The following is a 16,839-nucleotide window of genomic DNA, read 5'->3' on the forward strand; positions in this document are numbered from 1 at the left end:
GCCGCGGCCAAGCCCCCATGGACGGGTTTACGGCGTCTCCCGCAACCGGACCCACCCCGCCATCCCACGGAATACCCGCTGTTGCTGTTGCTGTTGCTCTGGCTTCGGCGGGTGCAGGGCGCAGCCCTGCCGAGCAACGCCCTACTTCGCCTGCTCGCAGAACTTCTGCCGGTACTCGAGCGCCTTCGGCATCAGCGCCTGCAGGTTCTGGATGCGCGTACCCGGGTTCGGATGGGTGGACGCGAACTCCGGCGGCGCCTGGCCGCCACTGGCCTGTCCCATGCGCTGCCACAACGGCACCGCCTCGCGCGGATCGAAGCATGCCGCTGCGGCCAGCATCAGCCCCACTTCGTCGGCCTGCGTCTCGTGGCTGCGCGCGTAGGGCAACAGGTAACCGTAGCCCATCGCCGACATCATCATCTGTTGCTGCTGTGCATCCATGCCGCTGGCGGCACCGGCCACCTGGCCGATCTGGGTCAGCTTCTGCTGCGCCATGCGCTGGGCGCCATGCCGCAGCAGTGCGTGCGCGATCTCGTGGCCCATCACCACCGCCATCGCATCGCGCGTACGCGCCACCGGCACCAGGCCGGTATAGACCGCCATCTTGCCGCCCGGCAGGCAGAACGCGTTGGCTTGGTCGGAGGGAATCACGTTCACTTCCCATTGGAAATCCCGTGCGAAATGCGCCGGCTGCACGCCATGCTCCTGCGCCAGCGCGGTCTCCACCACATCGACCTTGGCGATCAGCCGCTGGGCAATGTCGCGCACGTCGCGTGCGATTGGCGCGTTGGGATCCATCGGCCGTTCCTGCGACAGGATCTGCTGGTAGGCCTGCAGCCCCAGCGCAGTCTCCTGGCGCGCGTCCAGGCTGCTGTCGATCATCACCTTCTCGCCGGTATAGGGATCGACCGTTCGGTTGGAGAACCAGTAGAACACCGCGTAGCCGGCGGCCAGCAGCAGCACCCACCAGCGGATGTTGCCGAACAGGCCACGCCGCTGCGGGCCTTGGGGCGAGCGGGAAAAGGGATCGTTGCGCATCGGGCGGTCGTCCGGCAGGCCCCGCCGGCCGGCGGGCACGGCACAATCTTAGTGTGCCGACGCCATTGGAGGGTGAAGCCGGGCCCGCTCAGATACCGCGCACCAGCCGGAAACCGATACGTGCGTTGGTGGTATCCGAATCCTGCGACTGCCGCCAGGCCGCACGGGTCTGCTCCGGCGCGTTGGCCCAGTTGCCACCGCGGATGACCCGGGACCGGCAACCCGGGTTGAACCAGGCCGCGCCATCGGAAGGGGCCCGGCGGTAGCTGGCGTGCCAGCAGTCGGCGACCCATTCGCTCAGATTGCCGCCCATATCGTGCAGGCCGAAGGCATTGGCCTGGAACGTGGCGACTGGCGCCGGTCCCCACCAGCCATCGCCATAGCCGATGAACGCGTTGTGCCAGTGCCGCCCCGACGGCGATACGTCCTTGCTGCCGGTGAAATTGCCACTGCCCGGCGGTGGTGTGCCGGCATCCCCCCAGGGGTAACGGCCGCTGCTGCCGGCGCGCAGCGCATATTCGAACTCGGCCTCGCTGGGCAGGCGGTAGCTGCGCCCGGTCTGCTCGGACAGCCACGTCGCGTAGTTCTCGGCATCACGCACGCTCACGTGCATCACCGGTGAGTTGCCCAGCGCACGACCGCCGTCATAGTCCGAGCGCCAATCCACGCCACTGCGGCGGATGAAGTTGCCGCTGCGCTCGTCATAGACCACCGAATGGCCACGGCGGGTTGCGCGCGGGCGCGCGCTGGTCGCCTTCACGTAGCGCTCGAAATCGCTGACAGTGACCTCGGTGATCGCCATCGCGAAGCCGCGATCGAAGCGCACATAGTGCGACGGACGCTCGGCATCACTGGCACCCGGCTCGGCATCGCCGGCCCCCATCTGGAAACCACCATGCGGCACCACCACCATCTGTGGCCCCCGCCCGCCATCGCGCATGGCATCGCTGAACACCTGCCCGGGACGGAAGCTGCCGTAGTGGGTGGCCAGGTCGATGCGTTCGCGCAGCTGGCCCACCACCGCATCGCCCGGCAGGGCGATGCGCAGGGCCTCGGCCAGCTTTTCACGCGCCGGCTTCAGTCCCTGTGGTGTCGCCAGGTCGCGCAGGCCGTCATCACGCAATCGCAGCAGCGTGGCGGCACGGATCTGTTCGATGCGTTCGAACGCGTCGGCGATGGTCGGCGACGATTCGCGCACCTTGCTTGCCTCGGCCAGCCAGGTGCCCGCGCCGGCGAAATCCCGTGCCCGTGCGGCGTCCTCGGCACGACGGATCAACCCGCTCTCGGCGGCCGCCAGTCCTTGCCGCGCACGCCCATTGCGCTCATCCAGCGCCAGCGCCTCACGGAAGTTGCCGATGGCGCCGTCGCCATCCTCGCCAATCCGGTCCGAGCGCAGGTCCTCTTCGCCGGCGCGGTTGTACGCCACCACGCGCTGCGCGGTCTCGACCCGCCCCTGCAGTGCGCGCACTTTCTCGTCCTTCGGCGCCAGGCTGAGCAGCACCAGTGCCTGGCGGCTGGCCTCGGCCAGTGCCTCGCGCTGCTTCAGCGGCCGTACCAGCAGCGCATCGGCTTGCTGTTGCAGGCCCTGGCGGGCGCGCTGCAGGCCCTGCCGGGCCTGGCGGTCATCCGGATTCTCCTCCTGTACCGCCAGCCACAAGGGAATGGCAGCGTCGGCATCCTCGTAGAGCCGGCCTTCGGCAAAGGCCTGCTCGGCCGCGCGCCGCAGCTGCGCCAGGCTGCGTCCCTCCCGGTCCACCCGCGGCGGCGTCCAGTACTGCACGTCCTCGGCGGCATCCTCACCGGCAATGGTCACGCTGCCCTGCCCGGCCGCCGCTGTCCGGTCCGCCGCCGCGCCTTCCTGTGGCCGCGCCGGTTCGTCAGCGGCGCGCTCCGGCGTCGACGATGGCGACGGTGTGCAGCCGGCCAGGGCAACGGCCAGGGCGGTGCACAGCGCGGGCGACAACGGAAAACGCAAGCAGGACCTCCTTCTGCACGGACGCGGACCGACGTTAGGCTATTCTCCCCTGCCTGAGCAAACCCGAGTAGTAGGCCCTGACCCGTGGCAACCTGGATCACCACCCCCGCCGAGCTGGATGCGTACTTCCAGCAGCGCCCGAGCCGCATCGGCCTCGACACCGAATTCATCCGTGAACGCACCTTCTGGCCACAGCTGGCGCTGGTGCAGATGGCCGTCGGGCAGGACATCCTGCTGATCGACCCGCTGATTCCCGGCATGACCGAAGCGCTGGCACCGTGGCTGGCCGATGAATCGATCACCAAGGTGATGCACAGCGCCAGCGAAGACCTGGTCGCGTTCAAGTGGGCCTGCGGCGTGCTGCCGCGCCCGTTGTTCGACACCCAGATCGGTGCCTCGCTGGCCGGCATCGGTGGTGGCATGGGTTACCAGAAGCTGGTGGCGGAAATCACCGGCGTGGCCCTGGCCAAGGGCGAGACCCGTTCGGACTGGATGCGCCGCCCACTTTCGGAGTCGCAGCTGCAGTATGCCGCCGACGATGTAGAGCACCTGTTTGCCCTGCATGACGCCATCGATGCCAGGCTGCAGGCGCTGGGCCGCCAGCAGTGGCTGCACGACGATGGCGAGCGCCTGCTGGCCAGCGTTGCCAACGACGAAGACCGCTGGCCACACCTGGCGATGCGCTCGGCGCAGTTCCTCGATGCCGCCGCACAGCGCCGCCTGCTGCGCCTGCTGCGTTGGCGCGACGTGCAGGCGCGCAGCAGCGATCGTCCGCGCAGCTGGATCCTGGACAACGAACTGGCCGCCACCCTGGCGCGCACGCCACCGGCCGACGCCGACGCGCTGGGCACGCTGTTCGAGCAGTTCCCGAAGGCACCGCGCAAGCTAGCCGGCGCTGTGTGGCAGGCCCTGCAGACGCCGCTGGCCGATGAAGCCGAGGCACCGCTGGCATTGCCGGCCAACGACAGCAACAAGCAGGCGCTGAAGAAGCTGCAGGATGCGGTGGCCGAGCGCAGCCGCGAACTGGGCCTGCCGGATGGGGTACTGGCGTCACGCAAGCACCTGGAGAGCTATCTGGAACGTCGCCAATGGCCCGCTGCATTGGCCGGTTGGCGCCAGCAGGAACTGGAATCGCGACTGCAGGCCCTGCTGCCCGCACGCTGATGGTGCCGGGCGTCGGGAATGCCCCGGCGCCTGCACGGTGAATCGAGCATCTGCCACGCTTGCCGACGCGGGCGTGGGCCTGTCCAATAGCGTCCCCGCTATTGTTGGACTGCAACAGATGACAGATGGAATTGCGAAGGACGGCCTTTCCGCCGAGGACCTGGCCTGGCGTGCAGCAGCGCGCGCCGCAATGCAGGAACGGCGCTACGCCGAACTGGATGCACTGCTGGCACCGCACGAACAGGCATGGCTGGATGGTGAAAGGCCGCTGCCGGGCATCCGCTGGCGCCTGCGCAACCTGCATGACAAGGCACTGACCCTGGACGAGCGCCTTCAGCAGGCGCAGCAATGGGTCGCTGCCGCGCCGCACAGCTACTACGCGCACCTGCGCCTCGGCGCCTGCTGGGAATCCGCCGCCGGCGAACTGCGCAGCGCCGACGTCGCCGCACTGGTCGAAGACAGCCAGTGGCTGGCCGCACAGCAGGCGCGCGACCATGCCGTGCATGCCTACCTGCAGGCAATCCCGCTGTCGGCGCGACCGGCATTGGCGCTGGATGGCATCAAGCGCATCACCAGCTACCTGCGCGAGCCGGACTGGCTGCGTGCGCTGCAGGCCGGCCAGGTGCCCGAGCCCGAGGAAGTGGCGCTGGCCGAGCACTATCCGCAAGCCTGGCCGCAGGCATTGCAGCTGCTGTCACGCTTCGGCGCTCCGCTGCGGACGCTGCCCGGCAGCCTGCCGCCCGTGCTGCGCGAGCGCAGCCAGGACGATTTCGATGCACCGTTGGCCTACTGGATGCGCCTGGTGCTGGAACAGCGCGCCGACGACCTGAGCACGCTGGAAGACACCCTCTATTACCTGTACCCGCGCTGGGGCGGCAGCCATGAAGCCATGGAGGACTTCATCGAAGGAGGCTGGTGCCGTGGCCTGGAGCTTGCGCAGAGCAACGCGCTGCGTTGGCGAAAGGAACAGGATTGGATGGCCGACCTGCCACACCGCGAAGATGCCGACGCGGTAGGCGTGCACGAGCGTGCGTATGCACAGATCCTGGACTGGCACCTGGACCGCAACCTGCGCGCCGAGGTTCTGGCCCAGCGTTCGGGGCTGCGCTACCGGCTCGGCCGGATCGAAGGCAGCGAAGACCAGGTGCAGTGGGACGCCGGGCACATGCGGGCGGTGTTCGAGGATCTGCAGCAGGCGTGGGCGCTGGACCGCGACATGGTGCTGCACGAAGGCTTCAGCAACCTCGAAGCCTGCACCTGGTTCGCCCGCGTGGAAGGCGCCGAGGCACTGTTCGCGCAGGTGGTGGACTACGCTGCACGCGAAGGCGACTCCGCGATCGGCCTGCTCTGGGCCGCCACCGCCGTCGAGCATGGACTGCTCGGCCAGACCACCGACCCCATGCGCGCCGATGCCCTGCTGCAGCGCGCCCTGACGCTGGCGCCGCAGGACAACACCTCGGCGGTCACCTTTGCCTCCAACCTGTTCTGCGATGTCTCGCAGTCCGCCGGACTCTCGCTGCTGCAGCGCATGGCCGAAGCCGGCGACGCCGGCGCGATGTCGGCACTGTGCGACCTGTACAAGGGCCGCCTCGGCGGCCGCGACCAGCCGCAGTTCGTCGATGCGGAAAAGGCCGCCTACTGGCAGGAGCGTGCGGTGGAAGGCGGCGACCTGATCGCCACCTACAACCTGGGCGTGCGCCTGGTGGCGGCCGGAGGCGAGCACAACGAAGCGCGTGCACGTGAACTGTACCTGCGCTGCCTGGCCGGGTCCGAGGCAGGCGAGCGCGTCTGGGGCCCCACCTGCCGCAACCTGGCCTGCCTGGCGATGGATGGCCGGAACGACGCACACAAGCGCGAAGCGGTCGAACGCGCGCTGATCCCGCTGTGGTGGCGCGGTGACGACGACGACAAGCTGTGGGCCGCCGGCTACCTGGCCGACATCTACCACTTCGGCAACGGCGTGCCGGCCAACGCGTTCCTGGCCCTGGCCTGGCTGCAGCGCGCCAGCGAGATCGACCCGGAGTACGTGGACGTGGTGCGCATGGCGCCGCTGATCAATGGCGAAGGGCGCTGGTTCGGCGCCAGCCGTGCGCGCAAGCAGCAGGCGCAGGACCGGCAGCAGGTGGACACCGCAACCTGGGCCCTGACCTTCGGCCAGCGCAGCCAGGAAAGCGACCTGACCGCGGTCTGAAGCAACGAAAAGGGCGGCCCGGTAATCCGGGCCGCCCTTTGCATTCATGCAGTGCGATGGCGGCGGCATGCACCGCCACCGCAATCGCGTATTACCAGTTCATGTTCAGCGAGACACCGACGGTGCGCGGTTCGTTGTAGACCGCCGCCATGTAGTTCTCGATCACACCCTTGAGGTTCTTCTCGTTGGTGATGTTGCGCGCGAACAGCGCCACTTCGTAGGCACCGTAGTTGCCCGAGTAGCCGATCTTCAGGCCACCCTCGAAATCACCCTTGGAATTGAATTCCTTGGTGTCGTACAGCACGAAGCTGGTGTAACCCTGCTTGTTCCAGTCGGTGGACACGAACATGGTGCCGGCATCGCTGACCGGGAAGTCGTAGCGGGCGGCCAGGTTGACGTTGTACTTCGGCGCATTCGGCAGCGGGTTGCCGTCGATCTGCGCGAAGGTGTTGGCACCGACCTTGATGGTCGGGTCACCGACGGTGCAGACCACCTGGCCGTTGAGGCCGCAGACCTGCGCATAGACGCGCTTGTCCTTGATCTCACTGTGCAGCAGGCTCAGGCCGGCGCTCAGGGTCAGGTTCGGGATCGGACGCAGCTCCATGTCCGCTTCGAAGCCGTAGGCCTTGGCCTTGTCAGCGTTGAACAGCACGCCGTTGCCGTCCGAATCGTTGCCGTTGAGCTGGATGTCATTGACCGTGTAGGTGAACGCGGTGGCATTCAGGCGCAGGCGGTTGTCCCACAGGCTGCTCTTCACGCCCGCTTCCCAGGACAGGATGGTCTCGGAATCGGCGGTGGTGAAGTCGGCGTTGAACACGGCCGAGCGGCCCTGGATGGTCGGGCCGCGGAAGCCGCGGGCAACCTTGGCGTAGACGCTCACGTCCGGCGTGATCTGGTACATCGCGCTCAGATCCCAGCTCGGGGTGGTGTCGGACATCTTGACGTCGGTGCGGCCCTTGTAGGTGACCACGCCAGCAGCAGTGTCCGCGGTCTTCAGCAGGCGGGTGTGCTTCTCGTCCTTGGTCTGGCGCAGGCCGGCGGTGACGGTGAACTTGTCGGTGAAGGCGTAGCTCAGCTGTCCGAAGCCGGCCCACGAGGTGTTCTTGTTGCGCAGGCGCACCCAGTTGTTCGGGTTGCGGGCCGCACCCTGCAGGAACCACGCACGCTGGTAGAAGTCGGTGGTGTCGCTGCCGTTGAAGTAGAACGCACCGGCCTGCCACTGCAGGGCGTTGTCGTCATGGCTGGCCAGGCGGAACTCCTGGGTCCACTGGTCGAGGTCGCGGATGCGGCCCATCGACTGGCCATAGCCGTTCGGCACGCCATTGACCGGGAAGTTCACCGCAGCGCCGCCGTCGGTGTCGCCACGGCTGTAGCCGGAGGTGGTCTCGTAGGCAGTGATCGAGGTGAAGTCGATCGCACCGAAGTCGTAGCGTGCCTTCACCGAGCCGCCGTAGGTCTTGTAGGCCTGCGGGTTGTTGTCGGCTTCGTCGTAGGCCACCTTGTCGCGCGGCACGTCGGTCTTGTTCGAGCCCTTGGTCAGCGCACCGCGCAGGAACAGGGTCGAGGTGCCTTCGTAGTCACGGGCATGGGCCGAGGCCAGGATCGAGAACTGGTCGCTCGGGGTCAGCAGCAGCTGCGCGCGCACGTTGCGGTCGTCGAAGCCGCCCATCGCGTTCTTCTTCGGGCTGATGGTGCCGTCGGCGCTCGGGCCCTTGTAGGTGTTGTCGACGTAGTCATCGCGATGCTGGTACAGGGCCGACACGCGGAACGACGCGATGTCGTTGATCGGGCCACCGAAGCCGCCATCGATCGACACGCTGTTGTAGGTCGCGTAGCTGGCGCTGACGCGGCCGGTGTAGTCCTGGGTCGGCTTGAGGGTGTCGAACTTGACGATGCCGGCAGTGGTGTTGCGACCGAACAGCGAACCCTGCGGGCCGCGCAGCACTTCCACCTGGTCCACGTCATAGACCGGGTTGGACTTCAGCACCACGTGTTCCAGCACCACGTCGTCCTGGATGATCGACACCGGCTGCGAGGCACCCAGGTAGAAGTCGATGTTGCCCAGGCCGCGGATGTAGAAGCGCGGGAAGATGCGGCCGGTGGTGGTTTCCGCATACAGGCTCGGCACGCGGCCGGACAGCGCCAGCAGGGTGTCGTCACCGCCGGCGGTGAAGTCGCGCATGCGCTCGCCCTGCACCACGCCGACCGAGACCGGCACTTCCTGCAGGTTCTGCTCGCGGTGCTCGGCGGTCACGGTGATCGTGTCCAGCCCGGTCGGGGTCGGCGCGCTGTCCTGCGCGGCGGCGCCGAAGCTGCCGACCAGGGCCAGGCCGGCACAGGCCAGGGCCAGCGGGTGGCGGCGGAAGGAAACGAAGGAAGACGACAGACCCGACAGGCGGCGGGAATCGGTATGGGAGGGCATGCAATGCTCTGAGGAGGCGTCCGTGCGGCCTGCGCGAGCCGGGCGGCAAATGGGAGGAAAACTGCGCAAGCCGTCATTATCCCCCAAATTGTTACGATTTCGTTGCGCGGCATCCGGGCCCGACAAACCGGACGGTTTCGGCACAGTGCACGCCTTCATGCCAAGCCGTCCGGCACATCCCGGGTCGGCTTGGCAAGGCGCAGCCAGTTGGCTACACTGAAGCCCTGCCGTGGGGCCATAGCTCAGCTGGGAGAGCGCGTCGTTCGCAATGACGAGGTCAGGAGTTCGATCCTCCTTGGCTCCACCACTCATAAAGAAGACCCGCCGATCGTCGCGATCTGCGGGTTTTTTCTTGCATCGATCACGAGTCAGGCAGGTTCCTGATCCCCGTCCTTGCGGCGTGGACCACGCGAATGCGTATCACGCACCTGCTGATCGCGCTGCCCCGGCCGCTGCTTTGCCACGTCCTCCTGCGCCCTGTCCTGACGGCTTTCCTGTACGCCCTGTTTCGGATCGCCAGGGTCTTTGTCGCGCTCGCTCATCGAAGTCTCCTGTGCCGGCGAAGGCCGATCAGGACTTCACGCTAGAGGCTGCGCAGTGATCCGCAGGTCAGGCCCGCGCGAACAGCGTGTGCAGTTCCGCTTGCCGCCGCTGCTCACGGCTCTGCAGAATCCGGACCAACATGCCCAGCCAGTCCGCGATGTCACCTCCCGCCCAGCACGCCGCGCGTACGCTGCCAATGCGCCTCGATCCAGCGGACGGCAGCATCCAGCTCGGCCACCTGACGACGTTGATCTGCCCCACCCTGTCACTCGAGGAGGCGCGCATCGCCTTCGCCACGCTGGTGCATGGCGAGCGCGATGCCGGCACCGGCTATCACTGGCTCAGCCTGCACCGGCTCAGTCTGGGCGGTGCGCCCGCCGGCATCAGCCTGTGCTTCCACGGGCAACAGCTCGACATGGTGACGATCAGCGTCGATCTGCCGGGTGCGACACTGGAAGACGGCTGGCCGACCCAGGCCGCGATCGATGCCGAAGTCGCTTTCATGCGTCGCACCTTGGCCACGGCTCTGGGGCGCAAACTGGCAGGTGGCCGCGCCCGGTTCGAGTGGGGCGAGGCATGGGCCCGGTTCGACCCGAAAGGCTTCATGGCCAGCAGCGGAATCCGCTACACGCCGCGCTCATGACGCCGCTCAGGTCCGGGTGATCGACACGCCGCCTTCAACGCGCATTGCGGTACCGGTAACGAAGCTGCTTTCGTCGCTGGCCAGGAACAGCGCCGCGTTGGCAATCTCCTCCGGCTCGGCCAGGCGCTTGAGCGCGTGCAGCGAGCGCACGAAATCACGCGCGTCGCCACTGGGCGCGGCCTGCCGGCCCATCTCGGTATCGGTGCCACCGGGCAGCAGCACGTTGCTGCGCACGCCACGTGCACCATATTCGGCGGCGATCACCTGGCTCAGGCCGATCAGCCCGGCCTTGCTTGACGCATAGGCCGCCATGCCCGGGAAGCCCACGGTATGGCCGACGAAGGTGCCGACGAACACCAGCGAGCCGCCGCCACGTGCCAGCAATGCCGGCAGCTGCGCGCGAGCAGCATGGAAGGCGGCATCCAGGTTGGTCGCCATCACCTCGCGCCAGGCATCCACCGGGAATTCCGCGGCCGGCGCGCCGGGGCCGAGCATGCCGGCATTGTTGAGGGCGATGTCCAGGCCGCCGAATGAGCGCCTGGCCAGATCGACCAGCGCCTTCGCGGTGTCAGGGTCGGCCACGTCGGCGGCATGCACCACCACCTCGCCCCCCGCGGCACGGATCTGCTCGGCCAGCGACTGCAGCGGTTCCAGCCGCCGCGCGTTGAGCACCAGTCTTGCGCCTTCGGCAGCGAAGCGCAGCGCGCTGGCGCGGCCAATGCCAGCGCTGGCACCGGTGATGAGGGCGATCTTGTTGTTCAGGCGCATGTCCGTGGTACCGGTTGTGAAGTGGCCGCCACGATGCCGCGCCTTCGGCCCGCCAACACTCCGTTTCCGGGCTTCGTCGATCGGTGCAGGAAACGGAGTTTCCGCAGAACCGGCACATGCCAGAATCTGGTCATGGACAGCACCGCCACTACCGCCCTCGACGCCCGCGTCGAACGGGTCTGCCGCCACCTGCAGGCCAGCCTCGACGAACCCTCGCTGCAGGAACTGGCCGGCATTGCCGGCTGCAGCCCGACGCGCCTGCATCGCCTGTTCAAGCAGGCCACCGGGCTGACCCCCAAGCAGTACGCCGCCGCGCTGCGCGCCGACCGCCTGCGCACCGGCCTGGAACACCAGGAGCGCATCACCGATGCCTTCCACGACGCCGGCTTTGGTTCCAGCGGGCGCTTCTACGAGAACGCCCCGCGCCTGCTGGGCATGACCCCGAAGCAGTGGCGCTCAGGTGGTCGCGGCGAAGTCATCCACTTCGCGCTTGCCGAAAGCTCGCTGGGCAGCGTGCTGGTGGCCAGCAGCGGGACCGGCGTGGTCGCAATCCTGCTCGGCGACGATCCGGAGACACTGCTGCAGTCGCTGCAGCAGCGTTTCCGCCAGGCCGAACTGGTCGGCGCCGACAGCGGCTATGAACAACTGGTGGCGCAGGTCGTGGGCCTGGTCGAGGACCCCACCCGTGGCACCACGCTGCCGCTGGACATCCGCGGCACCGCGTTCCAGCAGCGGGTCTGGCAGGCGCTGCAGCAGATTCCACGCGGGCAGACTGCCTCGTATGCGGATATTGCCGCGCGCATCGGCGCACCGCGCTCGAGCCGCGCAGTGGCCAAGGCCTGCGCAAGCAATCCACTGGCGGTGGCGGTGCCCTGCCACCGCGTGGTGCGCCGCGATGGCGACCTGTCCGGTTACGCCTGGGGCGTCGCGCGCAAGCGCGAACTGCTGCGCCGGGAAAAGGCCTCGACTGCCTGACGTGGGTGCCGACCCTGGTCGGCACGCCCTGCGACAGCGCCGGACCATGCCCGGCGAACACTCAATCCAGCTTCACCACCAGCTTGCCGAAGTTGCGCCCCTTCAGCAGTCCGAAGAACGCTTCCGGCGCATTCTCCAGTCCATCCACCACATCCTCACGGTACTGGATACGGCCCTCGCGCAGCCATTGCGGCATCTCGCGTTCGAAGTCCGGCCACAGGTGATTGAAGTCGTGCACGATGAAACCCCGCACGGTCAGGCGCTGGCGCAGGATCTGGCTGAACAGTGCCGGCAGCCGGTCCGGCCCGGGCTGCTCGACGCCGCGATCGTTGTAGGTGGCGATGGTGCCGCACACCGGAATGCGGGCGAAGTCATTGAGCAGCGGCAGCACCGCATCCAGCACATGCCCGCCCACATTCTCGAAGTACACGTCGATACCCGCGGGCACCGCCGCGCGCAGCTGCGCGGCGAAATCAGCGGCGCGATGATCCAGCGCCACGTCCACGCCCAGCGTCTGCAGATAGGCGCGCTTGGCTTCGCCGCCGGCAATGGCGACCACGCGCGCGCCCTGCAGCTTGGCCAGCTGGGCGACGGTTGCGCCCACCGGCCCGGTTGCGGCAGCGACCACCAGCGTCTCACCCGGTTTCAGCCGGGCGATTTCATGCAGGCTGGAATACGCAGTGAACCCCGGCATGCCGTACACGCCCAGCGCCGTGCTCAACGGCAACCCGGCCGGATCGAGGCGACGCCCGAGTGCGCTGGCCGGCAGCACCGCGTGGGTCTGCCAGCCACCCGGCGCCAGCACCAGCTCACCTGTGGCTACGCCCTCGGCGTTGGACTGCAGCACCTCCGCCACAGTCTGGCCCTCCATCACCGCACCCACCGCCACCGGCGCCGCATACGAAGGACCCTCGTCCATGCGTCCACGCATGTACGGGTCCAGCGACAGGTAGCGATTGCGCAGCAGCACCTCTCCTTCCGCCAATGCCGGCAGTGCGGCCTGCTCCAGGCGGAAGTTCGCCGCGCTCGGTGCGCCCTGCGGACGCGAGGCCAGCACGATGCGGGACGTGGTTGGGGAATCGGACATGGCTGCGGTCTCTGCTGTGGCCAGCATCGGGAAAGGACTGCCGACACTACGCCGCAGCGACCGCCCGTGGCGGCCACGAAAACAGCGTTCCATTGCCCGGACCCGTGCGCGTCCGGCGCACCCCTTGTCCTTGCAGCTTTAGCGATCGCGGCGACCTGCTGAATTCCACCGCAGACGATGATCGATTGGCCCGCCCCGCCCCCACAACGGAGGATCAAGCACTTGCGAGCGCGCAGACGGCAATGTGAAGAATTCTTGGCAAAACCCTTGCCGAAGACAACCGACCTCCGTAATATACGCCTCCTTGGCAGCGACCTCGCTGCAACGAAACATGTGGCCGAGTAGCTCAGTTGGTAGAGCAGGGGATTGAAAATCCCCGTGTCGGCGGTTCGATTCCGTCTTCGGCCACCACTTTCGAAGGCCTGCAGAAATGCAGGTCTTTTTTTCCGGAAATCGCAGGTGATCGCGATTGCCACACAATTTGGCCGAGTAGCTCAGTTGGTAGAGCAGGGGATTGAAAATCCCCGTGTCGGCGGTTCGATTCCGTCTTCGGCCACCATTTTCAGAGACCTGCAGAAATGCAGGTCTTTTTTTGTCTTCGATTTCCTTCCATGCAACGTGCCCGCATGGGGACGCCAGCGCTGGATTGACGAAACATTTACACGCGGCACGCGCCGCCGCACCTACGCTCCAGATTCCTGCCTGGAGCCTGTCGATGCACCTGCGCCCCGCCCTGCTCGCTTGCCTGCTGCTGGCCGCCGCCCCGGTGCTCGCCGTCGAGCCGGTGCGCGCGGTCGATACCCTGGACATCGATCGCTATGCCGGCCAATGGCACGAGATCGCGCACCTGCCGGTCTCGTTCCAGAAGCAATGCGTCGGCGAGATCACCGCCAACTACGGGCTGCGCCGCGACGGCCGGATCAGCGTCACCAATGCCTGCCGCAACGGCGAAGGCGAGCGCGTGGTTGCCGAAGGCGTGGCGCGCCCGGTACCCGGCCACCCCGGCCAACTGCAGGTGCGCTTCGTGCCGGACTGGCTGAGCTGGGTACCGCTGGTCTGGGCCGATTACTGGGTGCTGGCGCTGGACCCGGACTACCAGTGGGCCCTGGTCGGCGAACCCGGTCGCAAATACCTGTGGATTCTCTCGCGCGTGCCGGAAATGGAGCGCGCGCGGTTCGAACAGCTCAAGGCAACGGCCGAATCCATGGGCTACGACCTCGGCCCGCTGCGCCAGATGGCACCGCTGCGCGAACCGCCTGCCGATTGAACCGCGGCGCGAGCCGCGCACCCGACGTGGACGATCCGGCGCCGCGCACGCCCGGCCGCCATCTTCACGCGCTACCCTCTGCGGCGGGTCGTCACCGGCGATCCAAACAACCATACGCCGTAGTATGCTTATCCCAACGCACCCCCTCCAGAGGACTTGCGCCCATGCTCCACCGTTTCCGTATCGCCTTGATCGTTCTGTGCACCCTCGCCCTTGTTGCCTGCAACAACGGCATCGTCAAGCGTGTTTCGGAACCGGCGGCCAGCCTGCAGCAACTGACCGTGCGCGCCGATGGCAACTGGACCGTGGCCCTGCGCCTGCAGAACTTCAGCTCCATGCCGATGACCTTCGATGACGTTTCGCTGGCATTGACCGTGGGCGACAGCGAAGCCGGCACCCTGCAGGCCAGGCCGGGCATTTCCATTGGCGGCACCTCGGCCGACGTCATCAATGTCGACCTTGTGCCCAGCTCGGCCGCGCGCCTGATCGTGGCCGACGCGCTGGCCGGCAACCGCACCCTGGCCTACGGCCTGAAGGGAACGGTGGCCGCCACGCCGCAGGAAAAGAAGCAGCGCAGCTTCGACATCAGCAGCCGCAGCACCCTCAACCAGGCCCCCGGCCTGCCTGGCGTACTGCGCTGAATCCCCGCTTCCGCCGCGGCGCCCGGCGCCGCTCCCCTGCCCCTGATCAAATCGAGACGTACCGATGAGCAGCTACACCGCCCCGCTTTCCGACCTCCGTTTCGCCCTGCACGACGTGCTCAAGGTCGAACCCCTGTTCGCCCGCCTGGGCTTCACCGACGCCACCGCCGACGTGGTCGATGCCGTGCTGGAAGAAGCCGGGCGCTTCAGCGCCACCGTGCTGGCCCCGCTCAACAGCGTGGGTGACGAGATCGGCTGCGTGCTCGACCAGGCCACCGGTGAGGTGACCACGCCGCCCGGCTTCAAGCAGGCCTACGACCAGTTCGTCGATGGCGGCTGGACCGGCCTGACCGCTTCGCCGGACCTGGGTGGCCAGGGCCTGCCGCATACCCTGGGCGTACCGCTCAACGAAATGATCAACGCCGCCAACCTGGCATGGGGCAACTTCCCGCTGCTCTCGCACGGCGCCATCGAAGCACTGAAGCAGCATGGCGAAGCGTGGCAGCACGAGGCCTTCCTCAAGCCGCTGATCGAAGGCCGCTGGACCGGCACCATGTGCCTGACCGAACCGCATTGCGGCACCGACCTCGGCCTGCTCAAGACCAAGGCTGAACCGAACGCCGACGGCAGCTACTCCATCACCGGCACCAAGATCTTCATCACCGCCGGCGAGCACGACCTGACCGGCAACATCGTGCACCTGGTGCTGGCCAAGCTGCCCGACGCCCCTGCGGGCGCCAAGGGCATCTCGCTGTTCGTCACCCCCAAGTTCAAGGTCGACCGCGGCGGCAACGTCGGCGAGCGCAACGCGCTGCGCTGCGGCTCGATCGAGCACAAGATGGGCATCAAGGGCTCGGTCACCTGCGTGATGAACTTCGATGGCGCGCAGGGCTACCTGGTCGGCCAGCCGCACAAGGGCCTGCAGGCGATGTTCACCATGATGAACACCGCACGGCTGGGCGTCGGCCTGCAGGGCATCGGCCTGTCCGAGCGCGCCTACCAGAACGCGCTGAAGTACAGCCGTGAGCGCCTGCAGTCGCGTGCGCTCAGTGGTGCCAGGTTCCCGGACAAGCCGGCCGATCCGATCCTGGTCCACCCGGATGTGCGCCGCATGCTGCTGACGGTGAAGTCGCTGGTCGAAGGCAGCCGCCTGCTGGCCCTGCACGCGGCCACCCTGATCGACGTGGCCCACCACGCCGAAGACGCCGCCGAGCGCGAGCGCGCCGACACCCTGGTGAGTTTCCTCACGCCCATCTCGAAGGCCTGCCAGACCGAATGGGGCATCGAGAACACCTACAACGCCCTGCAGTGCTTTGGGGGCCACGGCTACATCCGCGAACACGGCATGGAACAGCTGGCCCGCGATGCGCGCATCACCACGCTGTATGAAGGCACCACCGGCATCCAGGCGCTGGACCTGATCGGGCGCAAGACCGCGTCCAGCCAGGGCGCCGGCCTGAAGCTGATGCTGGCCGAGATCGAAGCGTTCGCCAAGGAACATGAAGGCAACGAGGCGCTGGCCGAGTTCATCGGCCCGCTGCGCGCCAAGGCCGCCGAGTGGGGCGCGCTGACGATGGACGTGCTGAAGCGCGCAGCCGCCAACCCGGACGAACTGGGTGCGGCCAGCTACGACTACCTGTTCTATTCGGGTTACGTGGTGCTGGCCTACTGGTGGGCCCGCAGCGTGGCCGCCGCCGATGCCAGCGCGCACGGCGCCGCCTTCGCCCAGGGCAAGCGCGAGACCGCTCGGTTCTACTTCGCCCGGGTGCTGCCGCGCACGCTCAGCCACGCCGCCGCGATCCAGGCCGGCGCCGCCCCGCTGATGGCGATGGACGACGAGCGCTTCGGCGCCTGAGCCCATCCCACCAGTAGATCCACGCCATGCGTGGATGAGGGGTCTGAGACCTTTCCTGCGGAAATGGATCCGACCGCGACCTGGCGACCCTCGATCATCTCTCTGGAGAAAAGCCCCCTTTTGTTAAAGGGGGCGCGCCGACAGGCGCGGGGATTAGGAAGAATGCGCGGGCAACCCAGCGCGCCAACGGCGGGCTGGGTTGCTAAAGGGGGCGCGCCAACGGCGCGGGGATTAGGAGGAATGCGCGGACCTGAATTGTTGGGTTTTTGG

The 16,839-nt window shown here is 67.6% G+C and carries 13 protein-coding genes and 3 tRNA genes; 10 read left to right on the forward strand and 6 right to left on the reverse strand.

From position 1 onward, the window contains the following. Window positions 1-141: 141 nt before the first annotated feature. Entirely contained in the window at window positions 142-1,038 is an 897-nt protein-coding gene (locus tag QRO93_RS17515; protein WP_008268686.1) for a M48 family metallopeptidase, read from the reverse strand. Between the two features lie 88 nt (window positions 1,039-1,126). Continuing rightward, window positions 1,127-3,013 (reverse strand): formylglycine-generating enzyme family protein, encoded by a 1,887-nt coding sequence (locus QRO93_RS17520; RefSeq protein ID WP_180880737.1) that lies wholly within the window; start codon window positions 3,011-3,013, stop codon window positions 1,127-1,129. Between the two features lie 84 nt (window positions 3,014-3,097). Between QRO93_RS17520 and rnd the strand changes: the two genes are divergently transcribed. Continuing rightward, on the forward strand, window positions 3,098-4,177 hold the full coding sequence (rnd, locus tag QRO93_RS17525) for a ribonuclease D (RefSeq protein WP_053450340.1): 1,080 nt from the start codon (window positions 3,098-3,100) through the stop codon (window positions 4,175-4,177). Window positions 4,178-4,295: 118 nt separating this feature from the next. After that, entirely contained in the window at window positions 4,296-6,368 is a 2,073-nt protein-coding gene (locus QRO93_RS17530; protein WP_180880739.1) for a DUF4034 domain-containing protein, read from the forward strand. 91 nt (window positions 6,369-6,459) lie between these two features. Here the strand turns inward: QRO93_RS17530 and QRO93_RS17535 are convergent, their stop codons facing one another. After that, window positions 6,460-8,790 (reverse strand): TonB-dependent receptor, encoded by a 2,331-nt coding sequence (locus tag QRO93_RS17535; protein ID WP_180880741.1) that lies wholly within the window; start codon window positions 8,788-8,790, stop codon window positions 6,460-6,462. A gap of 231 nt (window positions 8,791-9,021) precedes the next feature. Between QRO93_RS17535 and QRO93_RS17540 the strand changes: the two genes are divergently transcribed. Then, window positions 9,022-9,097, forward strand: a tRNA-Ala gene (locus tag QRO93_RS17540). Between the two features lie 61 nt (window positions 9,098-9,158). On the opposite strand, the gene QRO93_RS17545 is transcribed toward QRO93_RS17540, so the two are convergent. After that, the gene (locus QRO93_RS17545) at window positions 9,159-9,332 is read right to left on the reverse strand and encodes a hypothetical protein (protein ID WP_006457496.1); all 174 of its coding nucleotides are present in this window, start codon (window positions 9,330-9,332) and stop codon (window positions 9,159-9,161) included. A gap of 158 nt (window positions 9,333-9,490) precedes the next feature. On the opposite strand from QRO93_RS17545, the gene QRO93_RS17550 reads away from it, so the two are divergent. After that, window positions 9,491-9,976, forward strand: coding sequence for a hypothetical protein (locus QRO93_RS17550; RefSeq protein WP_180880749.1), 486 nt, complete (start codon window positions 9,491-9,493; stop codon window positions 9,974-9,976). Between the two features lie 6 nt (window positions 9,977-9,982). Here QRO93_RS17550 and QRO93_RS17555 read toward each other — a convergent pair whose 3' ends face one another. Next, window positions 9,983-10,744, reverse strand: coding sequence for an SDR family oxidoreductase (locus QRO93_RS17555; RefSeq protein ID WP_180880743.1), 762 nt, complete (start codon window positions 10,742-10,744; stop codon window positions 9,983-9,985). Between the two features lie 132 nt (window positions 10,745-10,876). Between QRO93_RS17555 and QRO93_RS17560 the strand changes: the two genes are divergently transcribed. Further along, window positions 10,877-11,719 (forward strand): bifunctional transcriptional activator/DNA repair enzyme AdaA, encoded by an 843-nt coding sequence (locus QRO93_RS17560; RefSeq protein ID WP_180880745.1) that lies wholly within the window; start codon window positions 10,877-10,879, stop codon window positions 11,717-11,719. Between the two features lie 61 nt (window positions 11,720-11,780). Here the strand turns inward: QRO93_RS17560 and QRO93_RS17565 are convergent, their stop codons facing one another. Then, window positions 11,781-12,806 (reverse strand): NADP-dependent oxidoreductase, encoded by a 1,026-nt coding sequence (locus tag QRO93_RS17565; RefSeq protein ID WP_180880747.1) that lies wholly within the window; start codon window positions 12,804-12,806, stop codon window positions 11,781-11,783. 335 nt (window positions 12,807-13,141) lie between these two features. On the opposite strand from QRO93_RS17565, the gene QRO93_RS17570 reads away from it, so the two are divergent. The 5 genes from QRO93_RS17570 (at window position 13,142) to QRO93_RS17590 (ending at window position 16,569) form a co-directional block, all read left to right on the forward strand. Then, a tRNA-Phe gene (locus QRO93_RS17570) sits at window positions 13,142-13,217 on the forward strand. Between the two features lie 72 nt (window positions 13,218-13,289). Beyond that, window positions 13,290-13,365: transfer RNA gene (locus QRO93_RS17575), tRNA-Phe, on the forward strand. 156 nt (window positions 13,366-13,521) lie between these two features. Beyond that, on the forward strand, window positions 13,522-14,073 hold the full coding sequence (locus QRO93_RS17580) for a lipocalin family protein (RefSeq protein WP_053512160.1): 552 nt from the start codon (window positions 13,522-13,524) through the stop codon (window positions 14,071-14,073). Window positions 14,074-14,237: 164 nt separating this feature from the next. Next, the gene (locus QRO93_RS17585; protein ID WP_006457727.1) at window positions 14,238-14,714 is read left to right on the forward strand and encodes an LEA type 2 family protein; all 477 of its coding nucleotides are present in this window, start codon (window positions 14,238-14,240) and stop codon (window positions 14,712-14,714) included. A gap of 64 nt (window positions 14,715-14,778) precedes the next feature. Continuing rightward, window positions 14,779-16,569: an acyl-CoA dehydrogenase C-terminal domain-containing protein gene (locus QRO93_RS17590; protein WP_180878450.1), complete on the forward strand. Its 1,791-nt coding sequence runs from the start codon at window positions 14,779-14,781 to the stop codon at window positions 16,567-16,569. Window positions 16,570-16,839 lie beyond the last annotated feature (270 nt).

It is taken from the genome of Stenotrophomonas maltophilia group sp. Smal17, assembly GCF_030237045.1.
GTDB lineage: Bacteria > Pseudomonadota > Gammaproteobacteria > Xanthomonadales > Xanthomonadaceae > Stenotrophomonas > Stenotrophomonas forensis.